Origin of the sequence: Bradyrhizobium sp. 195, from assembly GCF_023101665.1 — a bacterium.
In the GTDB taxonomy this organism is placed as follows: domain Bacteria; phylum Pseudomonadota; class Alphaproteobacteria; order Rhizobiales; family Xanthobacteraceae; genus Bradyrhizobium.
The window spans coordinates 4562086-4584533 of sequence record NZ_CP082161.1; the positions used below are offsets into that span (position 1 = coordinate 4562086).

Below are 22448 nucleotides of genomic sequence, written 5' to 3' on the forward strand. Positions count from 1 at the left end.
GCCTCGCGGCCGCTTTACCTGTCGGTCTCGAGCTGCTGCATGACCTGATGCAGGCATTCCTGAAGCTTGGCCGCGACCTGCTCGCGCGCAAGGCCCGTGTCGGCAAGATCCTCCGACACCTTGTCCAGCACCTCGTCCATCGTCCGGTTTTCCAGATGGTCCGTCACCAGCGTCGTTGCATAGCTTGCCGCGGCATCGCCGCTCAGGCCGAGCCGGCTTGCGGCCCATAGACCGAGCAGCTTGTTGGACCGGGCGGTGACCTTGAACATGAGTTCCTTGTCGTGGACGAATTTGGCCTCGAAGCCCTGCTCGCGCTTGTCGAACGTGGTCATGGTCAGCTCCATTGCGCTTTCGCTGATGAGGTCGGCTGGTGCAAAAGTCTCCGCGGTTCACGCTGGTGTAAGACGATTTGAAGCTTCCGGCGGAAGCCAAACGCCGTCAAGCCTGCCGTGTCCCCCGGCCCGGTCGCGTGCATCGCTCGCACAAGCCCGGCGCCAGCCAACTCGGCTAGATGGAGATCGTTTACCACTCGTTAAGCAGACTCAGCGCCGCATGGCTTGGGGCACACCGAGAGCTGACGCATGAACAAAGAGCTGCGGGAGTTTCGACGGCTTGAACGGGTCTGCCTGGAGCAGGCCGCCCTCTCCACCATGGACCTGACGCGAAGCGGGCTGCTCAAGGTCGCCGAGGACTGTCGCATCGCAGCCGAAGCGATCGAGGCGCGATCGCCCCGCGGGCCCTTCGTAGGGGCCGTCCAGGCGCTCGTCCTGGCCTTGAGCGCAACGCGGATGTCTAACCGGCACTAGCCGTCAGCATCGGTCGGAGATCACCACAGAAGATTTGCTGACGGGAGCCGCAAGATCAGTCTTTTGCCGCCGCCGCTTCGCGCGCGAGCCGCTCGGCTCTCAGCCGCTCCTTGTTGGCGTAAAACGCCTTCTGCGCCACTTCATGGTCGCGCATGGCCTTTTCGGCCTCGATCCGGCGTGCCGCATCGCGCGCCTGGCGCTGTTCGGGGGTCAGGGGTTTGCGTCGGAAGGAAAGGTCTTCAGTCATGCCAAGAGAACGCGGCGGCGAGGAAAAAGTTCCGCCTGCCCTCCGAGGGGCACACCGGGCCGGCCCCATAATTTGCGAAAACAACCCCATGCACAGTAGCCAAGCCATTCTACGGCAAGGACTTTTCCATCATGCGCTCGAGGCGATTGACCCGTCGGGCAAGACAGTGGCGGGAGGCCCGCGAGGAGATCATCTTCCGTCGGCGGAGATCTCGATGTCCGCAATCACCGGCAAATGGTCTGAATAGGCCCTCGCCTCATCGTCGGTCCAGACTTTCCGGATCCGGCTGTCGGACGTTGCATAGATCCGGTCAAGTCGCATGAGAGGCAAGCGCGACGGGAAAGTTCGCAGCCGCGTCCGGTTTGGGCAGACCTGCGCGAGCACGCGCCGCACCGATTTGACCCAAAACCAATCGTTGAAATCGCCGAGGACGACGGTCCTTCCAGGTTTCACCAGGCTCGCCAGGGCCTGAGCTTGGGCATAGCGCTCGTGGATACTCAGGCCGAGATGCGTGGCGACCACACGTACATCGCCGGCGGGCGTCAGCAGATCCGTGGCAATCGCTCTGCGCGGCTCGCGCTCGCGATACGACACGTCCACGATCTCCGGCACGCTGGAGAACGGAAAGCGGCTGAGCAGCATCTGACCGTAATCGCCATCCGCTGTGACGATCGACTTGGCGTGAACACGGTGATCGCCGACAACGCTCGCCAGCTTCGCAAACGGATCATCCGATCGCGATCGCGAATCCACCTCTTGAAGCGCGACGACATCGGGAGCCCATTTGTGAACGATGGAACAGATGCCCTCCAGATCGAACTTCGGATTGAGATTGAACGTGCCATGCACATTCCACGTCATGAAGCGCATCGGCGCCATCAGCGCCTCCCGGCGAGCCACGTCGCGACGAATTGCGCGCCTGCGCAGATCGCGAGCCAGCCCAGGAACGCCAGTGCGAGCAGCAATACGTTGGTCCAGGATGCATTCCTGGCCAGATCTGCGATCTGAGCGCCCAGAATTGCCATGGCGAGAATCCCGGGCGTCATGCCCAGCAGAGTTCCGGCCAGGAAATCGCGCAGAGGCAGCGTGCTCGCACCAGCCACGACGTTCACCACCGAGAACGGCGCGATGGGAATCATCCGGATGACGACGACAGCCAGAATGCCCTTACCGACAACGCGTTCCTGGATGCGCGCGGCACGCCGCCCCAGCAAACGCTGAAGGCGTTCCCGGCCGAGCACCCGACCGATCGCAAAAAGAATGAGAGCGCTGAGCAAGACGCCCGCCATGGCGCTGACGAAGCCCAGCCATGGCCCGAGTGCGGCAGCGGTTGCCGCAATGAGCACGAGAACCGGAAACACGACCAACCCGCCGACGACAAAGGCTGCGATCGCAAATGGCGGTCCCCAGACCGACTGCGCGTAGGCAGACAGGAGCGTCGAAAGACGGCCCGCATTGGCGAAATCGCTCAAGGACGTGTACGACCAGGCCATCGCCAGTCCAAGAAGCGCCACGGCTATCGAAACGATCCCGATGATCGTCTTCGTGTTCCACATGCGAGATGCCGCCCGCTCCAGATGAAGAGGCCGTTCAGGGTCCGCAACCGGCTGAACCATCGTGGCCAGTGTGCTGGTCAGGACCGAGGACTCGACTTGTCGCAGCGTCTTCGCCCCATTGGCGTCCGACACCTCCTCCAGCAACGTAAAGAGACGATCCTCGTTTTGTGCGACGGCCCGTTCGTCGACACCGCAGAAATGGGCGATCAGGCGATGGCGGACCGACGCGATGAAAGCCCGGTGCTCGTCGGACGAGGCTTCAAAGATGAGGTCACATTCGCTGTCGGCGCCCATCGAGCGATTGTTCAGGTTCGCCGAGCCAATTCTCAGGATCCCGTCATCGACGATCATGAGCTTGCTGTGCACCATCACGGCAGCTTCGGTGTCCCCGCTACGTGAGACCGGGTAGACGAAGCGGATACGATCCGCGATGTCGGCCGCGCTGAAGCAGTCGATGAAGGCGCCACGACCGTTCTGCATCGCCTGGGATTCCACCCACGAGGAATGCAGCTTAGGCGTGACAACGAGTACCCGAAGCATGGGCACGCGACGCATCTGCTCCGCCAATTCACGTGCGAACTTGGTTGCGCTGGTAAACTGATTTTCGATGTAGACGAAGCGCGTCGCGCACCGGATCGCTGCGATCAACGAGCGTTCGACCTCCCTGATCGTCGAACCTGCAGGACAGACCACCTCGGTCCTGGCGATACCCACCGGCAAGTGCTCGGCCTCGACCGGCACGTTCGCCGGCCACCGGATGCTCTTCTGGGCGCGCCGATCATGAACCTGTTGGCCCGCCGCGCGCCAGCGCTCCTCCGCGAGATCGAACAGCCGCGCCGCAGTGTCTCCGTCGACCATGCATTGAACATCATGAAACGGCGGATAAGGCTTGCCCCCGGGGTCGCAACGCAATGCGTGATCGGCGCGATGGTCACTCGTGTCCCAGCGCCTAATGGTCAGATCGAGCCCGCCGACGAACGCCAGTGAACCGTCGACACAGACGATCTTCTGGTGTTGGGCCGAGCCAAACGGAAGCGTGGCATCCAGATGAAATCGGACGCGACCATCTGTGTCGGTCGTGAATTTGGCCGCGGAATTCCATTCCCTTTCGGAGGCGTAAAACGAGACGAAGTCCCAGACGAGGATGTTAATCTGCAGGGCGGGACGCCGTTGAACCAGCGCGCGCAGGAATGGGCCAAGCTGTTCCGGCAAGCCGTCATCCGCATGTCCGGAAGCTCCGACCAGCCTGGTCTCGCTATGGATATCCCATCCGATGATGTAGACGAGATCCTGCGCCTGCAGCAGCGCGTCCCGCAGGGCCGAGAAATAAGCGGCAGCATCGTTCAGAACCGCCACGCGCCGCGTCTTGCACCGTCGCCAGACGGTGTCGCCGGGGATCAGGGTCGATGAACTCTGAAGCAGGTGAACCTCGCATTTCGCATTCGCGTCTAAACGCACTGAACGCTCAAGGGGTTCCACGACTTCAGGACCGGGCGGCCGTTCAGCGGGTGGATGCCGGCGCCATGGCGCCCGCTCGGCACGGTCGCCGATTGCCGCTATTTGGTTCGGACAGTCTTTGCGCCAGCGCCCCTCAAGACGTCTGCGATCTTCTCAGGGGCGTTGCCGTGAAAGTCCACGGAGACCTCGATCGGACCTTCCAACTTCTGCCGGCCCTCCGGCGCCGGCGCCGCTTTGGCGTCGCTGCCTGCCGGCCGTGTCCCCGCGCTGTTCGCGCCGCCGGCGGGCTGAACGAAGACATCGCTTCGCGGCACGCCGCATTCCTGCACAACGTGCTCAACCGCAAGCTCGGCGCCGCGGCGCGTGTCGAATTCTCCGATGATCGTACTTTCCAAGGGCGCACTCCGTGGGTGGATGAGAGTGCGAACAACAGGCGAGCGAGGGCCTGGTTCCTGGGGCTTGCTGACCCGCAGCTCAGCTCGAACGGCTGTCCGCGCTCGACGTCAGAACCTGATCACCCCGAACAGGAACAGCAGCGCGACTGTGATCAAGCCGGAGATCAGCAGCGAGCCGAGACACCCGAGCCGGTTCGAGAAGAAGAAGAACATGCGTTGCCCGCTGTGAACGTCCTGCGGGGCAATTTTTCAGGTTCGACACCGTTCCTGGTCTGCGATCTTGTTTGGACCGGGGTTTCCCAAATCCACGGCTAAGAACCAATCCCTGAGCGCGACGTTGAACTCCCGATGTCCGACGCTTTTGACTACTTCCGAGCGCACGCGGTCCGAGCCCTTTGCAAGGCCCGGGCGATGCCGCGCGGACGAATGAAGCATCTCCAAACCGTGGTGGCCCGGATCTACCATCTGCTCACCAAGGAGTCGGCCTACGGGCCGAACCTGCAGCACATGGATGACTTCCGGGCAGCCCGGAAGCTCGAGAAGTCGATCGACTGAACTGACGTTGGAGCAGCTTCAGCAAGGCTGCTGGCGGTTCGCGCTGGCAGGCCGCCGTGGCTAAAGAGGCCCGTTTTAGCGCTGTCGGTTAGAATCGGGAGCAGCTGTAAAAAACCTTCCACTCAACCCACGTCTCGTTGCCGTCCTCGTCTACTAACTCCAAGCTTTCAACCCATCTGTGAGTCGGGGGAATTCATGGAAGGGAAGCCGTTTGAGAGCATGTCTCTCGAAGAACTGTGGCAACTTCACACTATCGTCAATGAGGTTCTCGCCGCGAGGCTCGCGGCGAAGAAGGAAGAGCTGGAAAGGCGGCTGGAGCTGCTTAAACGAGAAGACAAGGCTATCCATTAAGCCGCATCAGCGGCCCGCCGGTTCACGCTGGCAGGCCTTCCCTTTCAATTGCCTGCTGGTAGCTCTCAGCCATTTCGAGGAGAACCGCGCCTGATGCTGCGTCGGCATCTTCAGTCGACTTTTTGGCGGAAGGGGTGGGACCGCCTACCCGGCATCAGAAGACGCTGATCTAAAAGCACTTTTCTTTGTGCGATCGGGTTTCACCGTAGCAGATTTCTGTAGCAGCGTCACGGATGTTGTTTTGCTGAACGTGTCGTCGGATCAGGTGACCTTGGGGGCAAGGTACAGCTTGCCCTGTCCTGCCTCAAAACAGATAGGTCGTTCTCATGGAGGCAACTGCCATGATGAACGCCGTGCTGAAGAGCAAGAATTTGGCCAAGCGAATGATGTTGCGTATTCGATGTCAGCGTGTCCCTCGTTTGATCGCGCCCAAGAAGAACGAGAACTGCGACGTGAAATCTACTCGCTGTTTGAAGCCTACTCGGCGAAGGAAGGCGAACGGCGGCTCGCTGAGGTAATGGTCCTCGGATACGGCACGAAGACCGCCGCAAGAGACCAAGTTCAACTAACTGGGTCTCGACGCAGTCGCCCTAATTCAGCGATCTTTTTCGCTATGGCGTGCACGTCGTAAGGCTTCTCAAATCTCTCTACCTCTGAAAAGCGATCGGGAAGAACCTCCGCGCTATAGCCCGTGGCAAAAACAAACGGGACGCCGTGCTCGACCAGCTTGTCGGCAATGGAATAGGCGTGCTCATCGTGTAGGTTGATGTCGAGCACCGCCGCGTCAAACCCGTCCCGATCCACTTGCGCAAGCGCTGCGGAGAGGTCAGCTATCGGACCAACGACCTGTGCACCTTCCTCGCGGAGCGCCAATTCCAGATCAGCAGCAAGGAAGTATTCGTCCTCAACAATCAGGACGCGACAGGCTCGCCGGTCATGATCCTGACAGGCCACTGCGCTCTCCGATCAAAGGACCATCTGTTCGTCGCGTCGTTTCGAGTTTCAAGAGACGGCCCCTCGTCTCAGCCCTGATCAGCGTCCGCGCTGCCTTCAACTGTGTCGAATGCTCAATCGCTCTATCGGCGCGGTCAATTAGTTCCTGAGTTTCGAGGCTGAGTGAAACCATCGCGTTCCTCCCTTGCACAAGGCGGGAGCGCGGTCTGTCTCTCAGCCACCGACGCCTACGGACGAGCCTTGGCCGGTGATGAGCGCAAGGTGGGCGCGTTGCGTAGCCTTTGCAAGCGCTATTTATTTGGAATTTCTGAGGCTTCCGGCGGTCCCGTCGCATCAGGTGTGTAAGGCTCACCGAACGATGGCGACGGCCGGCCGTAGTATCGGCTGTCCGGGGAGGCCGCAAGCTGTCGGCTCTCGTTGAGAATGCGATACGACCGCTGTATGGCCTCGCGAGCATCAGCGATCATCTCGAAGTCCGCCGGCGTCGTCCTATAGATCCGGGAGATTTGGGGGATCGGAGGTTGGGGCGGTGTGTTGGGCATGGGTCTCAATCCGTGCACAAAATCGCAAACGCTAAAAACTATAGGGGAGCGGAACCACAATTCAAGAGTTCGATTTTCATGTGCAATTCCCGTGTAAAACCTCGTTGCTCGGCTCGCGGCCGCTGCGACGAGCTTTCCGCCAACTACCTTGTAGTGAGCAGATGCAAAAACACTGATCGTGCCAGAAAGATGTACTAAGAGTTGCGAGCCTAAGCAGCCCAGCTCCTCAGCGCCGCTTCGGCTCCTGCCTGGTCTTCCTTGATGCGATAGATCGTTTGTCGGCTCAGCCCCGTTGCAGCGGCAATCTGCGCGACGCCGGCCGACTGCTCCAGCATGTCGCGCACCGTTTCGAGCTGATCCTTGTCGAACGTCGGCTTTCGTCCTCGATACTTCGTCTCACCCGCTGTCGCCTTAGCGAGAGCGATGCCGCCTCGCTGAGCTTCCTTGATGGCCTCGGCGTTGGCCTGTGCGGTGGCGGCCATGAAGGCAATGAGCGCGTCCCTGACAGCCTGCTGCATGGGGTCCGTCGTTGCACCGTCGAAGGTGAGCCCGTTGATGACGGTGCGGATGACGACGCCTCGTCGCATGAACTCCCTGATGGTATCGCACACGTCTCCGTAATTGCGCCCGAGGCGGTCGATCCAGCGAACGACGAGGGTATCCCCGGTGCGGAGAATGTCAAAGAGGCGCTTGCCCTCGGGACGTTCCGCGAGGCGAGTGCTGACGCCCGAGACGCCATGATCCGCGAGGACGCGGTCGATCTTGAAGCCTGCCGCCTCCGCCCCTATCCGTTGGTGCTCGACGGTTTGATCGATGGTGGAAACTCGCGCGTAGAAGATCGTGGCCATGAATGCTCCCGCTTGTCCGTTAGGATAATGTCCGTTGTGTATGCTGTCCCTTGGGCGAAGTCAACCCTAACGGACGCGGCTTTCGGTGCCTCTTTGTTTGTCCGCACGGGCATACCCTAAAGGACACGCCGAGCCCACCCTTCCGAATGTTCTCCCGCCGCGAACAGAAACGCAGGTTGCGGATTCCGACGAAGTCGCCCAGGCGTACCGATATGAAGTCGCCCGTGGATTCCGAGACGATGTCGCCCACCTTTCCGATTTGATCTCGCCCAGCGGCGAGGCGTTCTGGCCGGCTGGTTCTCTGGCATCGGTCAAGCCGCGTGGTCAATCTGGAATCGCGACTTCGACCTGTTTTTCTTCTTCTGCAGTTGCTGTGGGCATGTGGGCAACGCGATTGCGTTGTCCAAGCGCAGCGGCATGTCCACAGCGCCACGGGCTCAGGTCTTTCGGGCGGATTGCCGGGTTCGGCGCAGGCTCTCACCGGTGAGGTCGAGCCGATGGGCATTGTGGACGAGGCGATCGAGCACGGCGTCGGCATAGGTGGGATCTCCAATGAGCAGATGCCACTGGTCCACGGGGAGCTGGCTGGTGACGATGGTGGAGCGATGACCGTAGCGATCTTCGAGGATTTCCAGGAGGTCGTGACGGGCACCGGCGTCGAGCGGCTCGAGTCCCCAATCATCGAGGATCAGCAGATCGACACGGCCAAGGCCGCGCAACAGGCGTGGATGGCGGCCGTCGCCGCGGGCGAGCGCCAGATCGTCGAACAGTCGCGGGACGCGCTGATAGAGCACGGAGCGATTGTCGCGACAGGCCTTGTGGCCGAGCGCCGAGGCGAGCCAACTCTTGCCAACGCCGGCCGGGCCGCAGATCAGGAGATTGACGTGGTCGTCGATCCAGCGGCCCTCGACAAGCTTAGCGAACAGCGGGCGGTCGAGACCGCGCGGGGTGCGGTAGTCGATGTCCTCGACGCACGCCTGCTGGCGCAGCTTGGCGTAGCGCAGGCGAGTGGCGAGCCGTTTGTCGTGCCGCAGCGAGGCTTCACGTTCGAGCAGCAGCGCAAGCCATTCGGTGTGACCGAGGCTTGCGGCCTCACCGGTGGCTTCGATGTCGGCGAAGGCCTTGGCCATGCCGTGGAGGCCGAGGGCGTTGAGGCGGTCGAGGGTCGGATGGGTGAGCAAGGGATGATCTCCTAATTGTAGTAGCGCGGTCCGCGGATGTTGGCATGCAGGATCGGCGCATCGTCCGCGGAACGCTGGTGAGCAGAACGCCGATCGAGATTGTTGGCGAGGATCGACTTGACCGAGCCATAGGTGCGCGCGCCGATGTCGATTGCCCGCGCAGCCGCGGCGTCCAGCCGTTCGCGCCCATAGGAGGCGGCGAGCCTGAGGATGCCGAGGCAGGCGCGGAAGCCTTGCTCGGGGTGCGAGCGCTCGTCGAGAATGAGGTCGCACAACGCGCTGGTCGCCGGCCCGATCGCGGCGGCGTCCTGGCGGATACGCGCGATGGTCCAGCCGGCGTAGCGCCGATGGCTGGAGGCCATGTGCTCCGGCACGGTGGTGTGTTTGTGATTGCCGCTCATGCGCTGATGCGCGGCGATCCGCTCGCCCTTGTGGAAGATCTCGACGGTACGGGCCGTGAACCGCACCTCGACCTCGGCGCGGGCGAAGCGATGCGGAACGCTGTAGTAATGCTTCTCCACCTCGACGTGGTAATCGAGACTGACGCGGCGGATCCGCCACTCGGCGAGGACATAGGGGGACGCCGGCAATGGCTTGAGCGCCGGCCGGTCGACCTCCTCGAGCAACCGGCGGCGTGTCACGCCGAGCCGCCGGATCGGCCGTTCCTCATTCAGCCTCGTGAGCAGTTCGCCGATCGCCGCATTGACCTCGGCCAGGCTGTAGAAGGTGCGATGGCGCAGGCGGCCGAGCAGCCAGCGCTCGACGATGAGGACGGCCTGCTCGACCTTGGCCTTGTCGCGCGGCTTGCGCGGCCGCGCCGGCAAGATGGCGGTGCCGTAATGCGCCGCCATCTCCGCGTAGGTACGATTGATCTGCGGGTCGTACAGGCTCGCCTTAATGACCGCGACCTTGGTGTTGTCGGGCACCACCAGCGCCGGTATGCCGCCGATCGCCGCGAAGGCGCCAACATGGGCGCTGATCCAGTCGGCGAGCCCCTGCGTCCACGTCGCCTGCGCGTAGGTGAAGCTCGATGCGCCGAGCACGGCGACGAAGATCTGCGCCGTTCTGCGCTCACCGGTCAGGCGGTCGACCACCACCGGCACGCCATCGCCGGCATAGTCGACGAACAACTTGTCGCCGGCCGCATGGGCCTGGCGCATCGTCACCGACAGGCGGCCCTCCCAGGCGCGGTAGAGCTCACAGAAGCGCGAGTACCGGTATCCGCCGGGCTCGGTGGCGATATATTCCTCCCACAGGATCGACAGCGTCACGTGCTTGCGTTTGAGCTCGCGGTGCACGGTCGCCCAGTCGGGCTCGGCGATGCGGCGGTGACCCTGACGGTTGCCATTGCCGGTCTTCGCGAACAGGCGAAGTTCCAGAACCGTGTCGGTGACGTCGTCTGGCAACGGCCAGCTCAAGCCCGCGGCCTCGAACCGCCGGAGCGCCAGGCGCACCGTCGAGGGCGCCGCGCCCACCCGTCGCGCAATCTCGCGGCTCGGCAGCCCGGCCGCCTTCATTCTGATCACATCGCGCACACGGCGCATCGCAAGCCTCTCCGTCGGCATCCAGGGTCCCCTTCGCAAAGCCGAAAGAGTTGACCCTATGGGAGCCAGAAGAGGCCTCGTCACCCGGGCGACATCATCCCGGAATGGTGGGCGACATCATTTCGGAACGGGTGGGCGACTTCAAATCGGAATGGTGGGCGAGATCATCTCGGAATCCTGGGCGACATCGATCGGAATCCGCACGCAGGTAAGCGGAGCGGCCATCAACCGAGGTCAAGCGTGGCCTCTCAATGCCTGACGTGGGCCGGGAAGGCATCGGGGGGCAGAGAGCTGCGAGGCAACGCCCCCACCTCTCAATGCGCTGGGTAGACCAGCGACCGGCCACGGCTGGGGCCGCCCGCGAGGTGCTGGCCGATACGCGCTCCCTTGCGCGAAGTGCCGTCGGCGGAGGCCTCATGGCTGGCGTCCCCCCGGCAGGGGGAAACTGGCGCAAGGGCTACCCTCGAATTGCCCTTTTAGATTTCGGCACTGACTATCCGGGAGCCGATGTCACTGTCTAAGCGCGGGTTGCCGCCCTGGCCCTTCAGTACCTTGACAATGCGGTGTTGGGCGCTTGGGTCTTGGCCGCTGCGAAGCGTGGAGCCTTGGCACACAACAGCGCCGAGCATCAGTGAGGCTGTAGAGCGAAGGTCGTGTCGATAGCCTTGCCGAGTTGTTCGATCATGAACGGCTTTCGCAGCATCGGGCGGGAGCGGAAAGGTTCGGGCAGTCCGGACGCTGCGTAACCGCTGGCCAACAAAAACGGCAGTTTCCGCTCCTCAAGAGCGCGGACGATGGGCAGAATGAGGTGTCCTCCGACGTTGATATCGAGAATGGCAAAATCGAACTGCGACGCCTCGGCTATCGGCTGAGCGTCTTCGATGCTCCCGGCTTCGGCGACGACGCGATGGCCAAGCTCTGCGATCATGTCAGCGATCATCATTCGGATGAGCGCTTCGTCTTCGACCAAGAATACATCCAGCACTGGTGCACTCGCCCTGTATCTCACGGGCACGGAGAAAAATAAATCGTACGAGTTGCGAGGTGGGCACTCAGCACATCGTTGTACCCAGCACACGCTCGGTCGGCCAAACGCGGGAGCGGTCACTTTGTTCCACGAATTTTCGTGTAGCCAACAAGGCACTCCAGCGCAGACGTCGCGTTTATTCGTGCACTTCACAGATGGAGTGGACAAATGAACGCCAAGCGACGGCGCGTGAAGCAGTCCCTGTCACTGTCCGAGAGGTTACACAGAGCTGCCGATGAACTGTTGGAAGCTGCGCAGCAAATGCCGGACGGCGATGCCAAAGACCAGCTTATTAAGAGGGCTCGCCAGCACGAAGAGGCGGCACGACTGGAGGGATGGCTCTCGTCGCCGGGCTTGCAGCAACCTGCCTGATTTGCGCTGCCGAGGAAAGCAAACGGGTTCTCTGCTCAACGAGACTATAGGGCGGGCCCTACGTCTGTCCCTTTGGAGGCCGCCTGATCTTCTGACAGAGGCCGACGCTCAAGCCGATCAGCGAGGACTTTGTACTCCCGCTCCATTTCCTTTAGCGCTTTGCGGGTCTCCTCGTGGCCCGTCAAAGCCGCCTGAAGGTGACACTCTTGCTGTAACGCTCGATACTTGCGGTGCATGGTAAAACTTCCCCCGGCTCAACGGCGCTCGGTGTCGCGGGAAAATGGTACTTTCGGAAATGGTTCTTGAGTTTTCCGGCCCAAGAATGTGTCCACTGTGGAGCGGTCCAGTATGTCCTTCAAACTGTCCAAGAGTTTGCGAGTGTCTTCGACCTGCTTGGTAACCGCAGCTCTCCTATCGAATAATATTGGTAGCACCGATTGCTTCCGCCCATGGCGTTCGCTCCCTGATGATGCAGGCGGGAGCGCAAATCGGGTCTCTCAGCCACCGACGCCTACGGGCATAGCCGTTGCCGGTGATGCCGACAGTGTAGCTGACGGTTCCACGATCCGAATTAAACTATGATACTTCCAAATCTGAATTAGAACCGTGAGCGGTCAATTAGATCACACGCTGCGGGCAACTCGGCGGCGCACCTTCAGCTTCCTCGGGGCGGCACGTAGAGTGCCACCGTAACGAGCCACTGCAGGATCACCGGTAGGCTGTTTCGCATACCGCTCCGCGACCATCTCTGCGGCGCGTTCGATGTCTTCGCCAAGATGACGCAAGACGTTGCCTCTGGAGGCCGGGTAGACGTGCAGCTCAGTGGTCTTGCCGCCGCCTTGCTGCCAGCTCTTGTGGCTTCCCGAGGCGAGCCGGTGAACGATCTTCGCGGCCTGCACTTGCTTGAACTCGCTCTTGGTCTCAGCACGTGGATCGGCGGCGGTCTTCGCTTCGACAGCGAGCCATGCCGCGACCACCATGCGAGGGTCTACCTCGTGCTGCCGGAGACGCGCCCACGCAGCCTTCGCTCGCTCACCAGAGGACATGCCACGGAGCCGAAACGCCTCGACGTGCGGCCCCGCCCGGTCGTAGAGACCGCGCACACGCTGGAGCGCGTTCGCCACCACTCGGTCGCCCTCATTATCCACGAGCCACTCGACTGCCGCCCGACGATACGGGTTGATCTCGCTGGCCTTGAAGCTCGCGTGGTAAGGACTGCCGTGCCGCGCGTAGTGGTCTGCGTGCGATCTGCAGAAGCGCGTGTCGAGACCGTCGCCGGTTCCCGCTCGGGGTGTGTTCTTGCAGCCGACCACCCGGCACATCTTGAACATGTGGCTGGGTTCTTGGGCGCGGCCCTTAACCTCGGACTTGCGAGCGGCGCGACGCTTCCACCGGGCGATGTCAGTCATCGTCGTCTCCGAAGTAGTAGCGGCATGGGTGCCAGAAGCCCGGTGGCTGATCGTCTCCATCCGTGGTTTCGGTGATGCCGTAGGCCGCTAAAGCCGCACGAAAGGCCTTGTGGCGACGAATGTCCTTGAAGTTGTCCTTCGCTACATCGAGGTGTTTGTAGACCTCGGCTGGCGCAATTACCGCTGACGGATCAGCCTCAATCCGGCCAACGATGTAGTCGAAGGCGGTTTCGGTGTGCCCTCTGAGAACCTTCGGTATCGGAAGCCATTCGCCGATGGATGCACCGGGGAATATCTTCTCCAACAGCGCGGGGATGCCTGAGCCCTTGTGCGCGATGATGAATGCTCGGCTGACAGGACAGCAACCATTCTGGAGGTGTCGTACTGAGCCCCTACAGAGGGCCTGCAGAATGCCATGCGCGTGTTCGCCGCGTCGGACCTCGTCAGTCCACTCAAACGCACCAGAGGCGGACGGCAGCGCCGCAGAGGCCCTTCCAGTGGCCTCGTAGGTCGTCTCAGGCTTGAACAGCACACCCGCCAAGATGACGTTCGGGATGCGGGCGAAGTCGTTAGTTGCGTCGTGCCGCCCCCACGTCACGAACTTCACGTTGTCCGCACCGGTGGAGAGCCGCTTCTTGACCAACTTCTCGAAGTCGAAGTCCGCTGTGGCCTTGTGGTGGACGACAAGCCAATCCTCATCGGGCCTCGTCTTGATCGTCTTGGCTACGCCTTCCGCTATGGTCGCGGCGTCGTAGAAGAAGGCGTCCTTACCACCCCCTCGATCCCACACGTCGATGGTCAGCCCTGCGTAGCTCTTCGTCGCGGAAGGCAACCGCTGCATGCCGCCTCTGTGCCGCTCCCAGAGATCGTAAGTGGCACGGACACGGGCCGATGCGTCCAGCACCATGACCGGCTGCAAATCCGCAGGGAGGCTCTCTCTGTAGTCGAGGATCGAGACCCGGTAGCGACGCCTCACGGTGACGGTGCGCCCGAACAGCGGCCAGATCAGCTCGACGGCCTTCGCAGCCTGCCCTGTGGTCATCCTTCGAGCTTCCCGCTCGGTGAACTCATGAATGCGAGGTAGGTTTGGCAGCTCGATACGATCCCCCTCGTCCGCCTGGACGATCTGATCGAACATCTTGTCGAGGTCTGCCGTGAACCGGGGACGACGCCCACGCAGCTCGGCCGGGATCGTGTGGAGTTCGTCCAGCGTGACCGTCATTGGCTCCCCCGGCAGCATCGCTTCGTCCCAGATGCGAACCATCCTCGGACGGCCATCGTAGTGGAACGCGGACACGGCCTCGAAGCTGTTCGAGTTTCGGCAGCGAGCCTCGACCATCTGGTGGGTGGTGAACAGGATGCGGGCTTCGTTCGGATCGGCGGTGGCGATTGCGTTGAGATCGTCGTCACCTGTCAGCACAGCGAACTGATCAAGACCAGCTTCCGTCGCAATGGCCCGGATTTGGTCCTTTCGATTGGCGCAGATGACTGCCGACGCTCCTCGATGGTCGGGGGACCGCAGCAACTCTCGCAGGAAGTGAACAAGGAGCTGGGTCTTGCCGACACCGGGATCGAGACTGGAGACATACACCGACTTCGGGCAGGTGCCGTTCGCCATCGTTTCCAAGACGCCAGCAACAGCAGCGAGCCCGTCCCACATCTCCCTTGTGAGTGAGTGCCCGAAGCCAGCGAAGGAACCCTGCAGTGCCTTCAGGGTGGCACCGGCAAGACCGTCTTCGGCGAGCCCCAAGGGGGTGAAAACCTCACTAAGGGAAGTGGAATTATCACCCCCTCCATGAGCCATAGGATGGGCGTCGGCGGGGCCGAAGGTCTCGCGGATCAGCATGTTCGATGGTCTATTCGTGAGTTTCGTTGGTCTCGGGAGCTGCCGATGTTGCGGCAGGCTGCACATTCTCGACACCCCGCGTCTGCAGACGGCGAAGGATGGAGAACTTCAAGGTGGGGTAGATCGCGAGGATGAACAGGACGTTCCCCTTCTCGACCAGATCGGCCTCGATGTCGGTCAGCGGGAGGTGTGAGAAACCGAAGCCGAAGTGTGCCGCCCTCATGTCGCGGATTGCTCGGTCGGAGTCGGTCCAATCCCAGAGCCGGGCGGAACTGACGAGGGCCTTCAGATGGTGCTCGCCGGTATCGGCGGCCTTCCTGATGCGACGCCTACCATTCTTGACCTCGACTTCCACATCGGCGGGATCGAAGGTCTCTCCAAGCTGTTCGGCGATTTGCCTTCGAGCTGCGATCAAGGCGTGGCGAGCGGACTTCACCTTGCCCAGTCGGTCCTGTTCGCGAGCATAGCTGATCAGCCGATAGATAGGCTCGGCTTGCTTCTTGAGAGCTTTGGGCAACTGCTCTGTCATCACGCCACCGCTCTGGCCAGAGGGGTCGAAACGTGAAGGTGCGACAGGTTCAAGTCCTCGTAGGACACCTTCGCGACGGCGTCGGCCAACACCGAGACGAACGCTTCCAGATCGCCGCCATAGTCATCGTCCACGCCATCGCTGGCCCATCCACCTAAAGCTCGGATAACGTCACGAGACAGCCTCGCGCGGCTCAGGGCGTCACGATAGTTGTGTCGGAGCGAATGGAAGGTCACGCGGGGCTGCTTGACACCAGCCTTGGCCAAGAACCGCCCGAACCACTTCGACATTGTCGAGAAGTAGCCGTAGCTGTCGCGTTCCAGCTCCGGGAACAGACGAACGCCATTGCAGCTCCGAACGAAGTCAAGGAACCCCATCGCGATCAACTCCGCGTGGAGTGGCACGAACCGCTCACCGGCTTCGGTCTTGATCCGCTTCCTATCTTCGACTTCCATCTCGGCGGGGTCCCCTTCGGAGAGCATGAGACACCAGACGTTTCCGACCCGCCGAACGTCCGTCTTGTGGAGCTGACATGCTTCGCCTTGCCGTAGCCCGTGAAAGAGCGCCAGTAGTGGCACCCAGAAGCGGCCTCGTCTTGGGTGGTTCGGGCCACGCTTCGCGTAACCGTTCTCGTCGTCCACACAGCCCGTATAGAGCGGCATCTGGAACAGCTTCGGCAGATCGCCCAATGGCACCGGCTTGCGCTTATTCTTGTCCTTGACCGGGTCGGCCAACTGCAGATCCGCGGCGGGGTTGCGATCTGCATGTTCCTCTTTGACTGCCCAGTTGAAGAGCGACGACAGATTGATCAGATACGAGTTGATCGTTCCGACAGACATGAGCGGCTTGCCGTCGATCTTAGCCAGTCGAGCGGCTTCCTGCAGAGACTTGCCTGGATACACCTTCCGGGCGTTCTTGGGGATCGTCTGCAGCAGAGACCGAACTCGCTTGCAGTCCGCTCGGTTCACATCTCGGACCAGCTTGTCCGGTCCCATGAGTTCCTCGATGGCGTCGAACACGATGCGGTAACTGAGCAGCGTCTTCTCGCCGCGCGTAACGCTGGGATCAGCCAAGTAGTCGTCCATAAGTTGCCGCAAGCTGACACCTCCGGCGGGCTTCTTGAGCGCCTCTCCAAACCTCTGCACGAGATCGTCGGAGCCATAGTCGTTGTTGGCTCGACGCAGGAGTGTAGTGGCGGCGTCCCGGATGGTGTCGCGCAAGGCAGGCAGGAACCGAGCCCTTGTATCCTCGTCGATCTTCCCGACGGTCGAGGAGCGACTGAGCAGTTCGGCAAGGTGAGGACCGATCTCAGCTTCCAGCTCAGTCGGGCTCTCCGTCCGCACCATCTTGTCGATGAACTTCTCGTAGATGACGGGACCGCCGGGCCGGGCTCCCCATTGCCGAATGGCGAACTCGTAAGCCTTGCCGCACAGCCGGACGATCTCTTGCTGAGATAGGTTCGCTGGTGGACCTACGTCGGTCGCCCGGAGGCGGTCCATCTCGGCATCGAAAGCCGAACTCGCGGCGCGGACCCTCCGAACAGCTTCGCGATAGTCAGAGGTCGCAAGGGACTTCCACCGTTCCTTGCCCTTGAACAGATGCAGCAGATCGGCGGGGTACGACGCTCGGAGGTAGTAGGTGTTTTTGCGTTTGTGTAGTCGAGGATGAGGCACGTCTTCCATGGGCTCGCTGTAGCAGCTCACCGTAGCACCCATCAACTGGAAGCCATTGGAACTGCAGAGTTTTTGGAAGATCAACGACTTGAAGGGGAACTGGCGGAAGGGGTGGGATCATCTTTCTGGTCTCCAGAAGTCTACCAACGACCATCATACCCCTTATTTTGCAGCGATTCCGCACATTTTTGGGCTATACAGGATTCCAGAAGTCCACTAGCTTCCACGTCTGATTTGTACGTAGCTTAATACGTAGGAGCGGGCTATGGGGCGAGCAGTCAACCAACTCTCGGACAAGTGGATCAAGAAAACCGACATCCAGCCCGGTCTCTACGGCGACGGGAACGGACTCTATTTGCAGGTGAGCCCCTCATACACTGAGGGCGAGAAGCCCACGAAGAGCTGGATCTTCCGATTCATGATCCGCGGCCGAGCTCGGAAGATGGGGCTCGGTGATATCGATCAAGTCAGCCTTAAGGGGGCTCGCAAGCTGGCGCAGGCACAGCGGCTAATCGTGGTGGAAGGGCGCGACCCGATCGAGGAGCGGAACACCCGTAAGCTGGCTTTGGTGGCTGAGCACGAGATACAGAAGGCCAAGACGACGACCTTCCGGCAGTGTGCCGAAGCCTACATCAAGGCCAACCAAGCTGGCTGGAAAAGCGCCAAGCACGCCAGCCAATGGGAGGCGACGCTGGAAACCTACGCCTATCCGACCATCGGCAACCTGCCCGTTGCCTTGGTCGATCGCAATCACGTCATGAAGATCCTTGAGCCGATCTGGACGACCAAGACCGAGACCGCCAGCCGCGTCCGCGGGCGGATCGAGAAGGTGCTGGACCGGGCCAAGGCCCTGGGTCTTAGGGAAGGTGAAAACCCGGCTCGGTGGATTGGGCACCTCGACCAGCTCTTACCGCGCAAGTCGCAGGTCGCTCCTGTGGAGCACTTCGCCGCCCTGCCCTACAAGCAGTTGCCGGCCTTCATGGCGAAGCTTCGCAAGCGCGACGGCATCAGCGCCCGAGCGCTCGAGTTCACCGTCCTCAACGTCACCCGCACCGCCAACACTATCGGCGCGAAGTGGGATCAGATCGACGAAAAGGGAAAGACGTGGACTATCCCCGGCGAGTTGATGAAGGGCAAGAAAGGCAAGCGTCGGCCCAATCACGTCATCCCGCTGTCGGACCGTGCCCTTGCCATTCTGGCGGACCTACCCCGCGACGGCGAGTACGTGTTCTCGGGCGCAAAGGAAGGGACTGGCCTCAGCAATATGGCGATGGCCGAAACCCTGAAGGAGATGGGCTATGACGGTGATAAGGCAACCGTTCACGGATTCCGCTCAACCTTCAAGGATTGGGCTTCCGAGCAGACGGCCTATGCCAACGAGCTCACCGAAATGGCGATGGCTCACATTGTGAGCGACAAGACCGAGCGGGCGTACCGCCGAGGCGACCAGCGCGAGAAGCGCGTCCGCCTGATGCAGGATTGGGCGAGCTATTGCGAGGCCAAAGCGCCTGCCGGTGACAACGTGGTGGCAATCGGGGCGCATCGATGAGCCGCGGAGGCAAGCGAGAGGGCGCGGGTCGTCCGTCCACGATATCCCCGCTGCTCGAGTTTCAAATTCTCGAGGATTGCAGGCGTCTTGCTTGGCAGAAGCGGCTAGAGCAAGCTGGCGAGCGCGCCAACAAAGCCGCTGGGGTGTCGTGGCAAGAGGAAGGCGAAGCTGATCCTCTCGATCTTCCGCAACGTCATCGCGCGATCGTCTCTTACTATGGCTCACTCCATCCGGACGAGAAGATCCCGGGAGACGCTCCAGAGGAAGTGCGCTACGCGATCGAGATCATTCGTGACAACAAACGGAAGTTGGAGGGTAAGCCCAGGCTTTACTCCATGCCGCTCCCTGGTCTTTATCGCGCGCGGGAAGCTATCATCAAGCAGGTCGCCAAAGATCGCGGCGTGTCTCGCCGCATGGTGAGAAGCATCTGGGACGCCAAGCCGGACGTTTGATTATTGGAGTAGTCTGGTTCGCGAACGCCCGCAGATTCCATCATGGTCTCAATCGTCATCCACATGGATAGCCATACAGCTATCCCCGAGACGAAAGGGACCATAGATGCAGAAGGCGTTGCGGCTTCCGGCTGTGATGGAAGCAACCGGACTGGCGAGAGCCACGATCTACAAGCACATTGGCACGGGCAAATTCCCGCCTGGCACCAGCCGCACTGACATCCGCCTCCACACGTGGGACGTGGACGAGATCGAGCGCTGGAAGCGCGGCGAGTGGAAGCCGGCCGCGGAGGTTGCCGCCTGATGCAGCCCCCCAAAGGAAACCCCGCAACGCTGGCGGCGTGCGGGGCTCCGAAATGTGATCTGGCTGGCGCTTCGATCTGTTCGGATAATATCGCCTCCCTGCCCCCAATTCAAGCCGATCCGATGGCGGAGCGCGCGTTTGCGCACCAGCTCGCCGCGATCGTGTTCGGCAAGCCCCTGCCCGTAGTTGAACGGAAAAGGCGCCGGATCGTGCGGAGGGCGTCAGCATGATGCACGAACGAATTTCATTTCAGGTTGAAACGAAAGTCAGCCCTCTCGCCGTCAACGATCCAAAGATCCGCAAGCTTCTGCAGCTTGCAGGACTGCGGTTCATGTGCAGCCGCGCGCGATGGCTCGACAGCGAGGCTACCAAGCTCGGTATCGCCCTGAAGGCCGGCAACATGACCTCAGATGAGGTTGACGCCAAGCTAGAGGAAATGGGCGCGCTCGACTTGGTGTACCCGGAATTAATGGGTGCCGAATGAAGCACGAGAACCAATTCGACTGCGACGTTCCGCCGATTGATCCGAAAGACCCGTTCCCGGAGACGCATCCGGGATCTGCCGACCTTCGCTATCAGCTTTACAAAGATGGAGTAGAGAAGCGGCAAGCCGAACGGGCGTGGCAAGTCCTGGAGAATGCACGCCTGGACAGGCTCGCAATCGAGGCAGACCGGAGGGCGGGACGCTTTACCGCCCTCCCCATTTCCAAGCTGACATCAACGCCGGTTCGCAAGCGCTGGCTTGTGAAGGGCATCATTGCTGCCGGCGAGACCTCAGCTTGGATTGCTCCGCCTGGCGGGATGAAATCGGCTCTGATGGCAGAGTTGGCTTTCTGTATCGCCAATGCCGAACCGTGGCACGGCAGAAAGGTGGATGACCTTCATTGCGTGATCTATTTCGCTTTAGAACGTGGCGACTTGGTGAAGCGACGGCTTCGCGCGCATATTGAGAGAGCCAACCTTGATCAAGATGCAATCAACGAGATGCCAATCTTTTTGGTTGCCGAGACAGTTGACCTTATGGCGCCCGAGGCTGTCACGAAGGTTCTGCGCACCATCGAGCATATCAGGCAAGAATACTATTCCGCGGCCCCTGGACTTCTGATCTTCGACACGTTCGCCAAGCTGGTAGCGGCCGGCGGTGGTGACGAGGACAAGGCCAAGGACCAAGGCAAGGTGTTCGCCAACGTCCAGCGCATCAAGGACGCACTTGGGCATGGCGGGCCGCATGTCGCGCTTGTCGGTCACACTGGCAAGGACGAAAGCCGCGGCTCGCGCGGATCTAACGCGATCTTGGGCGATGCCGACGTTATGGTGACGATCAGCGGCGACACCATCAAGACCGCAACCGTCACCAAAGCCAACGATGCTCCAGAAGGCCCACTGTTTTCCTTCAAATCGGACCTCCATCAATTCGGCACCGACGAGGACGGCGACCCGATCACGGTCAATATTGTCAGCTCAGAGGAAGTTTCTGCGCAAGTTGCGCAAAAACCCGAACGGCGGCTGAGTGAGACGCAGGAGGCCATGTATCGTCTTCTCCGTGACGCTGGACCGGCCGGTCTAAGCACCGAGGACTGGAACGATAAGGCTCGAGAAATCGGAATTGGCGTGAAGCGCCGGGCCACACTCCACAATGTCAGGTCGCAGCTCTGCGACAAGGGCCTTGTGCGCGAATACGCCGGCATCTGGAGGGCCAACAATGGCTAGACCGTCTGAATACAGCCCCGAGGTGGTGGACGCGATCTGCGATCGCATGGTGAACGGGCAAGGCCTACTGAAGATCTGCGCCGACGAAGGGATGCCCGGCCGGGTCACGGTCTATCGATGGCTCGCCTCCAATCCCGAGTTCCGGAAGCGTTTTGCAGAGGCTCGAGAAGCCCTGATGGACTTCTACGCCGAGCAGATCCTGAATATCGCCTTTGACGAGTCCGGCGACGTGATCCTGGACCAGGGCAAGGACGGCAAGACCTCTGCCGTTGCCAACCATGCCAAGGTGCAGCGCGACCGGCTCAAGGTGGACAGCCTGAAATGGACCGCGAGCCGGCTGTTCCCGAAGCGCTACGGCGACAAGATGGAGTTGTTAGGCCAGAACGTCCAGGAAGGCGAAAGCGTCAACAAGATCGAACTGATTGGCGTCCAGGCCGGCAACACCTTCCAATGGAAGGACCCTGTCCGCGTGATCGTCCACCCGATGCTGAGGGAAGACGGCACGCTCATTCCAAGGGATACGCCGGAATATGACGCCGCGATCGAGAGGGCCGCCCAGGAGGCCCGGGCCAAGGGCGCCAAGAGCGTCCGGATTGGCTTTGACATCAGGGACGGCGCTGACGCCTCGGTGGCCGATCTGATGCGGGAGGTGGATGGCAGGACGAGGAGCGTTGATGGCCGGGAGCGAACGGAAGCCGCCGACAGACACCCGGCAGGGCCACCCCCGCAACTCACTTACCAACCGGCACAGCCGCCGGCAGACCTTACGCCTGAGGCATGGGCACGCATCACCAGGGTGTCAGAGCTGATTGAGCAGATCGCACCATCGGACGAGATGCCGGAAGCCGTCTTTGGGATCATCGAGGCGGCGTTGAGGAAACACTATCTAGCGGCCGGCAGTTGAAGGCGACGTAATAAGCTCGGTTTGCAAGCAGAACCGCCGGCAGGTGTCGATCTTCAGGATGCTCCCTGAGGAACTTCATTACGATGTCGGACAGTTGGCCGTTCGTAACGCGCTTAGTGGGCTTCGCACATTCATACTTCTGCGAGGCCATTCCTCGCCAAGCCAAACGAAACAACTACGCGCGCGTGAGGGCGTTACGTGTTGCGGTTACGTCCACCCCTATAGGGTGGTGGAAC

General features: G+C 61.4%; 25 protein-coding genes. 11 read left to right on the forward strand and 14 right to left on the reverse strand.

All coding sequences use genetic code 11. The features are described 5' to 3' along the window. Positions 1 to 14: 14 nt before the first annotated feature. Entirely contained in the window at positions 15 to 332 is a 318-nt protein-coding gene (locus IVB26_RS21070) for a DUF1476 domain-containing protein (protein WP_247967242.1), read from the reverse strand. A gap of 249 nt (positions 333 to 581) precedes the next feature. Between IVB26_RS21070 and IVB26_RS21075 the strand changes: the two genes are divergently transcribed. After that, on the forward strand, positions 582 to 806 hold the full coding sequence (locus IVB26_RS21075; RefSeq protein ID WP_212085393.1) for a hypothetical protein: 225 nt from the start codon (positions 582 to 584) through the stop codon (positions 804 to 806). 55 nt (positions 807 to 861) lie between these two features. Here IVB26_RS21075 and IVB26_RS21080 read toward each other — a convergent pair whose 3' ends face one another. From IVB26_RS21080 to IVB26_RS21090, 3 genes are all read right to left on the reverse strand, one after another. Then, positions 862 to 1053, reverse strand: coding sequence for a hypothetical protein (locus tag IVB26_RS21080; RefSeq protein WP_247329598.1), 192 nt, complete (start codon positions 1051 to 1053; stop codon positions 862 to 864). 189 nt (positions 1054 to 1242) lie between these two features. Then, positions 1243 to 1932, reverse strand: coding sequence for an endonuclease/exonuclease/phosphatase family protein (locus tag IVB26_RS21085; protein WP_247967243.1), 690 nt, complete (start codon positions 1930 to 1932; stop codon positions 1243 to 1245). Beyond that, positions 1932 to 3965 carry a VTT domain-containing protein gene (locus IVB26_RS21090; protein WP_247967244.1) on the reverse strand — a complete coding sequence of 678 codons (2034 nt, stop codon included), beginning with the start codon at positions 3963 to 3965 and terminating at the stop codon, positions 1932 to 1934. Before IVB26_RS21090 ends, IVB26_RS21085 begins: the two co-directional genes overlap by 1 nt. 50 nt (positions 3966 to 4015) lie before the next feature. On the opposite strand from IVB26_RS21090, the gene IVB26_RS21095 reads away from it, so the two are divergent. The 3 genes from IVB26_RS21095 to IVB26_RS21100 all read left to right on the forward strand — a co-directional run bounded on the left by IVB26_RS21095 (position 4016) and on the right by IVB26_RS21100 (position 5368). After that, a complete protein-coding gene (locus tag IVB26_RS21095) occupies positions 4016 to 4777 on the forward strand; it encodes a hypothetical protein (protein ID WP_247967245.1) in 762 nt (253 codons plus the stop codon). A 33-nt stretch (positions 4778 to 4810) separates the two neighbouring features. Then, positions 4811 to 5017, forward strand: coding sequence for a hypothetical protein (locus IVB26_RS43215; RefSeq protein WP_346732829.1), 207 nt, complete (start codon positions 4811 to 4813; stop codon positions 5015 to 5017). Positions 5018 to 5212: 195 nt separating this feature from the next. Next, positions 5213 to 5368, forward strand: a complete 156-nt coding sequence (locus tag IVB26_RS21100; protein WP_247967246.1) for a hypothetical protein — start codon at positions 5213 to 5215, stop codon at positions 5366 to 5368. 561 nt (positions 5369 to 5929) lie between these two features. Here IVB26_RS21100 and IVB26_RS21105 read toward each other — a convergent pair. The 5 genes from IVB26_RS21105 to IVB26_RS21125 all read right to left on the reverse strand — a co-directional run bounded on the left by IVB26_RS21105 (position 5930) and on the right by IVB26_RS21125 (position 11380). Next, positions 5930 to 6322, reverse strand: a complete 393-nt coding sequence (locus IVB26_RS21105; protein ID WP_247967247.1) for a response regulator — start codon at positions 6320 to 6322, stop codon at positions 5930 to 5932. A gap of 751 nt (positions 6323 to 7073) precedes the next feature. Beyond that, positions 7074 to 7712 (reverse strand): recombinase family protein, encoded by a 639-nt coding sequence (locus tag IVB26_RS21110; RefSeq protein ID WP_247967248.1) that lies wholly within the window; start codon positions 7710 to 7712, stop codon positions 7074 to 7076. Between the two features lie 437 nt (positions 7713 to 8149). Further along, positions 8150 to 8893 carry an IS21-like element helper ATPase IstB gene (istB, locus tag IVB26_RS21115; RefSeq protein ID WP_007605871.1) on the reverse strand — a complete coding sequence of 248 codons (744 nt, stop codon included), beginning with the start codon at positions 8891 to 8893 and terminating at the stop codon, positions 8150 to 8152. A gap of 11 nt (positions 8894 to 8904) precedes the next feature. After that, positions 8905 to 10437 carry an IS21 family transposase gene (gene istA, locus IVB26_RS21120; protein WP_083843304.1) on the reverse strand — a complete coding sequence of 511 codons (1533 nt, stop codon included), beginning with the start codon at positions 10435 to 10437 and terminating at the stop codon, positions 8905 to 8907. A gap of 628 nt (positions 10438 to 11065) precedes the next feature. Then, a complete protein-coding gene (locus IVB26_RS21125; protein WP_247973233.1) occupies positions 11066 to 11380 on the reverse strand; it encodes a response regulator in 315 nt (104 codons plus the stop codon). Between the two features lie 252 nt (positions 11381 to 11632). On the opposite strand from IVB26_RS21125, the gene IVB26_RS21130 reads away from it, so the two are divergent. Beyond that, positions 11633 to 11836: a hypothetical protein gene (locus IVB26_RS21130; protein WP_247967249.1), complete on the forward strand. Its 204-nt coding sequence runs from the start codon at positions 11633 to 11635 to the stop codon at positions 11834 to 11836. Positions 11837 to 12459: 623 nt separating this feature from the next. On the opposite strand, the gene IVB26_RS21135 is transcribed toward IVB26_RS21130, so the two are convergent. The 4 genes from IVB26_RS21135 to IVB26_RS21150 are packed head-to-tail and all read right to left on the reverse strand — an operon-like array spanning position 12460 to position 17302. Then, positions 12460 to 13245 (reverse strand): hypothetical protein, encoded by a 786-nt coding sequence (locus IVB26_RS21135; RefSeq protein ID WP_247967250.1) that lies wholly within the window; start codon positions 13243 to 13245, stop codon positions 12460 to 12462. Then, positions 13238 to 15091 carry a hypothetical protein gene (locus IVB26_RS21140; RefSeq protein ID WP_247967251.1) on the reverse strand — a complete coding sequence of 618 codons (1854 nt, stop codon included), beginning with the start codon at positions 15089 to 15091 and terminating at the stop codon, positions 13238 to 13240. Before IVB26_RS21140 ends, IVB26_RS21135 begins: the two co-directional genes overlap by 8 nt. A gap of 10 nt (positions 15092 to 15101) precedes the next feature. Further along, positions 15102 to 15620, reverse strand: a complete 519-nt coding sequence (locus IVB26_RS21145) for a hypothetical protein (RefSeq protein WP_247967252.1) — start codon at positions 15618 to 15620, stop codon at positions 15102 to 15104. Next, positions 15620 to 17302 (reverse strand): site-specific integrase, encoded by a 1683-nt coding sequence (locus tag IVB26_RS21150; RefSeq protein ID WP_247967253.1) that lies wholly within the window; start codon positions 17300 to 17302, stop codon positions 15620 to 15622. The genes IVB26_RS21145 and IVB26_RS21150 overlap by 1 nt, the downstream gene beginning before the upstream one ends. Positions 17303 to 17558: 256 nt before the next feature. On the opposite strand from IVB26_RS21150, the gene IVB26_RS21155 reads away from it, so the two are divergent. From IVB26_RS21155 to IVB26_RS21180, 6 genes are all read left to right on the forward strand, one after another. Beyond that, complete coding sequence (locus IVB26_RS21155; protein ID WP_247967254.1) at positions 17559 to 18842, forward strand: tyrosine-type recombinase/integrase; 1284 nt, start codon at positions 17559 to 17561, stop codon at positions 18840 to 18842. Continuing rightward, on the forward strand, positions 18839 to 19294 hold the full coding sequence (locus IVB26_RS21160; protein ID WP_247967255.1) for a hypothetical protein: 456 nt from the start codon (positions 18839 to 18841) through the stop codon (positions 19292 to 19294). Before IVB26_RS21155 ends, IVB26_RS21160 begins: the two co-directional genes overlap by 4 nt. Positions 19295 to 19400: 106 nt before the next feature. Continuing rightward, positions 19401 to 19598, forward strand: a complete 198-nt coding sequence (locus IVB26_RS21165) for an AlpA family phage regulatory protein (protein ID WP_247967256.1) — start codon at positions 19401 to 19403, stop codon at positions 19596 to 19598. A 226-nt stretch (positions 19599 to 19824) separates the two neighbouring features. Then, a complete protein-coding gene (locus IVB26_RS21170; RefSeq protein ID WP_247967257.1) occupies positions 19825 to 20082 on the forward strand; it encodes a hypothetical protein in 258 nt (85 codons plus the stop codon). Then, on the forward strand, positions 20079 to 21308 hold the full coding sequence (locus tag IVB26_RS21175) for an AAA family ATPase (protein ID WP_247967258.1): 1230 nt from the start codon (positions 20079 to 20081) through the stop codon (positions 21306 to 21308). The genes IVB26_RS21170 and IVB26_RS21175 overlap by 4 nt, the downstream gene beginning before the upstream one ends. Positions 21309 to 21330: 22 nt before the next feature. Then, the gene (locus tag IVB26_RS21180; RefSeq protein WP_247967259.1) at positions 21331 to 22212 is read left to right on the forward strand and encodes a terminase small subunit-like protein; all 882 of its coding nucleotides are present in this window, start codon (positions 21331 to 21333) and stop codon (positions 22210 to 22212) included. On the opposite strand, the gene IVB26_RS43545 is transcribed toward IVB26_RS21180, so the two are convergent. Beyond that, positions 22166 to 22363, reverse strand: coding sequence for a Rap1a/Tai family immunity protein (locus IVB26_RS43545; RefSeq protein ID WP_458309283.1), 198 nt, complete (start codon positions 22361 to 22363; stop codon positions 22166 to 22168). The genes IVB26_RS21180 and IVB26_RS43545 overlap by 47 nt on opposite strands. Positions 22364 to 22448: the final 85 nt, after the last annotated feature.

Excerpts from the sequence above, each read along its gene's own strand:
- IVB26_RS21095 (WP_247967245.1), top strand. The coding sequence starts at position 4,016 with ATGAACTCTGAAGCAGGTGAACCTCGCATTTCGCATTCGCGTCTAAAC.
- IVB26_RS21135 (WP_247967250.1), bottom strand. The coding sequence starts at position 13,245 with ATGACTGACATCGCCCGGTGGAAGCGTCGCGCCGCTCGCAAGTCCGAG.
- IVB26_RS43545 (WP_458309283.1), bottom strand. The coding sequence starts at position 22,363 with ATGGCCTCGCAGAAGTATGAATGTGCGAAGCCCACTAAGCGCGTTACG.
- IVB26_RS21145 (WP_247967252.1), bottom strand. The coding sequence starts at position 15,620 with ATGACAGAGCAGTTGCCCAAAGCTCTCAAGAAGCAAGCCGAGCCTATC.
- IVB26_RS21140 (WP_247967251.1), bottom strand. The coding sequence starts at position 15,091 with ATGCTGATCCGCGAGACCTTCGGCCCCGCCGACGCCCATCCTATGGCT.
- IVB26_RS21175 (WP_247967258.1), top strand. The coding sequence starts at position 20,079 with ATGAAGCACGAGAACCAATTCGACTGCGACGTTCCGCCGATTGATCCG.
- IVB26_RS21080 (WP_247329598.1), bottom strand. The coding sequence starts at position 1,053 with ATGACTGAAGACCTTTCCTTCCGACGCAAACCCCTGACCCCCGAACAG.
- IVB26_RS21130 (WP_247967249.1), top strand. The coding sequence starts at position 11,633 with ATGAACGCCAAGCGACGGCGCGTGAAGCAGTCCCTGTCACTGTCCGAG.
- IVB26_RS43215 (WP_346732829.1), top strand. The coding sequence starts at position 4,811 with ATGTCCGACGCTTTTGACTACTTCCGAGCGCACGCGGTCCGAGCCCTT.
- IVB26_RS21160 (WP_247967255.1), top strand. The coding sequence starts at position 18,839 with ATGAGCCGCGGAGGCAAGCGAGAGGGCGCGGGTCGTCCGTCCACGATA.
- IVB26_RS21075 (WP_212085393.1), top strand. The coding sequence starts at position 582 with ATGAACAAAGAGCTGCGGGAGTTTCGACGGCTTGAACGGGTCTGCCTG.
- IVB26_RS21155 (WP_247967254.1), top strand. The coding sequence starts at position 17,559 with ATGGGGCGAGCAGTCAACCAACTCTCGGACAAGTGGATCAAGAAAACC.
- IVB26_RS21125 (WP_247973233.1), bottom strand. The coding sequence starts at position 11,380 with ATGATGATCGCTGACATGATCGCAGAGCTTGGCCATCGCGTCGTCGCC.
- IVB26_RS21070 (WP_247967242.1), bottom strand. The coding sequence starts at position 332 with ATGACCACGTTCGACAAGCGCGAGCAGGGCTTCGAGGCCAAATTCGTC.
- IVB26_RS21110 (WP_247967248.1), bottom strand. The coding sequence starts at position 7,712 with ATGGCCACGATCTTCTACGCGCGAGTTTCCACCATCGATCAAACCGTC.
- IVB26_RS21150 (WP_247967253.1), bottom strand. The coding sequence starts at position 17,302 with ATGGAAGACGTGCCTCATCCTCGACTACACAAACGCAAAAACACCTAC.
- istA (WP_083843304.1), bottom strand. The coding sequence starts at position 10,437 with ATGCGCCGTGTGCGCGATGTGATCAGAATGAAGGCGGCCGGGCTGCCG.
- IVB26_RS21170 (WP_247967257.1), top strand. The coding sequence starts at position 19,825 with ATGATGCACGAACGAATTTCATTTCAGGTTGAAACGAAAGTCAGCCCT.
- IVB26_RS21165 (WP_247967256.1), top strand. The coding sequence starts at position 19,401 with ATGCAGAAGGCGTTGCGGCTTCCGGCTGTGATGGAAGCAACCGGACTG.
- IVB26_RS21085 (WP_247967243.1), bottom strand. The coding sequence starts at position 1,932 with ATGGCGCCGATGCGCTTCATGACGTGGAATGTGCATGGCACGTTCAAT.
- IVB26_RS21100 (WP_247967246.1), top strand. The coding sequence starts at position 5,213 with ATGGAAGGGAAGCCGTTTGAGAGCATGTCTCTCGAAGAACTGTGGCAA.